General features: G+C 75.6%; 3 protein-coding genes and 1 pseudogene. 1 reads left to right on the forward strand and 3 read right to left on the reverse strand.

The features are described 5' to 3' along the window. The coding region (locus ACFV0Q_RS40585; RefSeq protein WP_385013005.1) for an ATP-dependent helicase C-terminal domain-containing protein at positions 1 to 1,151 on the forward strand (1,151 nt) is incomplete at its 5' end. On the opposite strand, the gene ACFV0Q_RS40590 is transcribed toward ACFV0Q_RS40585, so the two are convergent. The 3 genes and pseudogenes from ACFV0Q_RS40590 to ACFV0Q_RS40600 all read right to left on the reverse strand — a co-directional run. Beyond that, positions 1,141 to 2,121 carry a DUF3068 domain-containing protein gene (locus ACFV0Q_RS40590; protein ID WP_385013007.1) on the reverse strand — a complete coding sequence of 327 codons (981 nt, stop codon included), beginning with the start codon at positions 2,119 to 2,121 and terminating at the stop codon, positions 1,141 to 1,143. The genes ACFV0Q_RS40585 and ACFV0Q_RS40590 overlap by 11 nt on opposite strands. A 12-nt stretch (positions 2,122 to 2,133) precedes the next feature. Further along, positions 2,134 to 2,274 carry an SPW_0924 family protein gene (locus tag ACFV0Q_RS40595; protein ID WP_385013008.1) on the reverse strand — a complete coding sequence of 47 codons (141 nt, stop codon included), beginning with the start codon at positions 2,272 to 2,274 and terminating at the stop codon, positions 2,134 to 2,136. 222 nt (positions 2,275 to 2,496) lie between these two features. Further along, positions 2,497 to 2,774: pseudogene (locus ACFV0Q_RS40600) on the reverse strand (hypothetical protein); the annotation flags it as partial.

Below are 2,774 nucleotides of genomic sequence, written 5' to 3' on the forward strand. Positions count from 1 at the left end.
ACCCGTCGGGGGCTCCGCCCCCGGGCCCCCTCGCCTCAGACTCCCCCGGCCACCGCTGGGAGGGGCCCCCTGGCGAGGCTGGAATCAGCCTGCGGGCCGACCAGTCGCGAAATCCAGCCCCTCCGGCGTTTGAGGAGCGGGGTCTGGGGCGGAGCCCCAGCAGCGGCGCCGCACCCGACGATGCCGCCGCCGGGCTCGTGGCCGCGCTGGCGTTTCCCGAGCGGGTGGCGAAGGCCAAGGGGGGTGGGGGCTTCCTCATGGCCTCCGGGACCGGGGCCGAGCTCGGCGACGGGTCGGGGCTGCGCAGCGCGCCCTGGCTGGCCGTCGCCGTCGCCGACCGGCCCCCGCACTCCGCCTCCGCCCGGATCCGGTCCGCGGCCGTCATCGACGAGGACACCGCCCTGGCCGCGGCCGCCCACCTGCGGAGCGAGGGGGAGGAGGTGCACTGGGAGGACGGGGACCTCGTGGCCCGCGCCGTCACCCGCCTCGGGGCGATCGAGCTGGCCGCCCGACCCCTGCGCAACCCCGACCCGGCCCTGGTCCGCGCCGCCCTCCTCGACGGGCTGCGCGCCGAGGGGCTCGGCCTGCTGCGGTGGTCCCCGGACGCGGCGGCGCTGCGGGCCCGGCTGGGCTTCCTGCACCGCACGCTCGGCGGCGCGTGGCCCGACGTGGCGGACGACGCGGCGCTGCTGGAGCGGGCCGACGACTGGCTGGAGCCCGAGCTGTCGCGGGCCCGCCGCCGCTCCGACCTGGCCCGGATCGACGCGGGACAGGCCCTGAACCGGCTGCTGCCCTGGGCCACCGGCGAGGCGGCCCGGCTCGACGAGCTGGCCCCGGAACGCATCGAGGTGCCCAGCGGCTCCCGGATCCGCGTCGACTACACCGCCGAGCAGCCCGTGCTCGCGGTGAAGCTCCAGGAGCTGTTCGGGCTGGCGCAGACCCCGCGCGTGGCCGGGGTGCCGGTGCTGGTCCACCTGCTGTCCCCGGCCGGGCGGCCCGCCGCCGTCACCGCCGACCTCGCCTCCTTCTGGCAGGGCGGCTACCGCGCGGTGCGGGCCGAGCTGCGCGGCCGCTACCCCAAGCACCCCTGGCCCGAAGACCCGGCGACCGCCGAGCCGACCCGCCACACCAACGCCCGCCTCAGGCGCTGAGCCCGCCGGGCCCGCCCTCCCCGCGCCGGCCGCGGGCTTCCAGCCAGAGGGCGGCCGCGAGCAGCGCCAGTCCGCCCAGCGCGAGGCCGGCCGGGCCGTAGGTGTGCAGTGCGAGGACCTTCGTACGGTTCGAGGCGACCAGGTCGAGGGTGTACTTCGCGTAGTCGGGCCGCATGGTGACGTGCCCGGCGAAGGCGGTGAGCTTGCCGTCGGGCGCACCGGCCGCGATGCCGCCGCGCATCTCCTGCTGGATGTCCTGCTCGGCGTTGACGGGCGCGCCGGTGACGGGGTCGACCCAGAACCTCGCCGTCACCGTGTACCAGAGGGTGGTGCCGGTGGTCTGCTCGATCGTCGCCGGGTCGATGCCCTCGATCGGCATCTTCTTCGGCATGGGCACCTTGGTCCAGGGGACGGTCTGCTCGAAGTAGTAGACCTCCATGCCCCGGTAGTCGCGCGGTCCGACGTAGTGGATCGGCGACGAGGTGCGGGTCTGCGCGTCGAAGTAGAGGTAGTCGCGCGGTTCGGTGAAGAACGGCCACTTGAACTCGATGCCCTCGCGCTTGACCGCGTCGCCGTCGACCATCTCGCCGGTGGCGTGCACCGGGTCCTGGGTGTGCGCGTCGAAGATGTAGCGCTCGGGGATCTGGGAGACCATCTTGCCGTCCGGCCCGATGATGTAGGACAGCGTGTCCCAGACGACGACGTCCTTGCCGGCGCTGGCCTCGATCTCCTTGGACGCCTCGACGTTGCCCTTGAGGGTCTGGACGATGGTGACCTTGTCGACCTTCTTGGGCTGCATGCCGCCCGCGTAGTCGAGCAGGGTCGCGTCCTTCGCCTCCAGCACCATCTCCTGGTACTGGCTGGGCGGGATCTTGGCGAGCCTGGGGTACGCGTACCAGCGCAACAGCGGTGCGAGGGCTGCGCAGAACACGGCGAGGGCAAGCAGGACGAGGCTCGCTCTGCGTCGCACGGCCGGCCTCCTCTACTTTCCGGGCGCGGCGGGCGCGGTGGTGAGCAGGGGCTTGGGCGAGGTCGTGCCTTCCGGCACCCCGAACGCCGTGATGGCGAGGACGAGGGCCAGCGCGGCGGCCAGCCCGATGGCGGCGGCGACGAGTGCGCGCATGCCGGGGCCTCCGGTATCTGATGGGGCGTCAGGAGGGCGTACCGTAGCAACGCGGGGGCGAGATGAGAACCGTCTGGGCCTGCCGGTGCCTACGGCGTGGGGCGGTGGGCGGGGGCGCTACGGGGCCCGGGCGGGCGACGGGCTCGGGGCGGGGCTCGCCGTCTTCGGCACGGCCCGGGCGCCGGGCCCCGCTCCGCCCGGGCGTGGGGGCGGTGCGGGTGCCTACGGCGTAGGGCGGGGGCCGGGAGCTACGGGGTCCCGGAGAGCGACGGGCTCGGGGCGGGGCTCGCCCCGCCGGGCTTCCCGGTGGGCGCCGCCGAGGGGGAAGCCGACGCGGTGGCGGTGGGCTTCGGGGTGGGAGTGGGGGTCGCCGCAGGCGTCGGGGTCGGCTTCGGATCCGCCGTCGGCGTCGGCGTGGGGGTTGGCGTCGGCGTCGGCGTCGGCGTGGGCGTGGGCGTGGGCGTGGGGGTTGGATCCGGCGTCGGCGTCGGCGGGGGCTG

It is taken from the genome of Streptomyces sp. NPDC059564, assembly GCF_042735575.1.
Classification (GTDB): Bacteria; Actinomycetota; Actinomycetes; order Streptomycetales; family Streptomycetaceae; genus Streptomyces.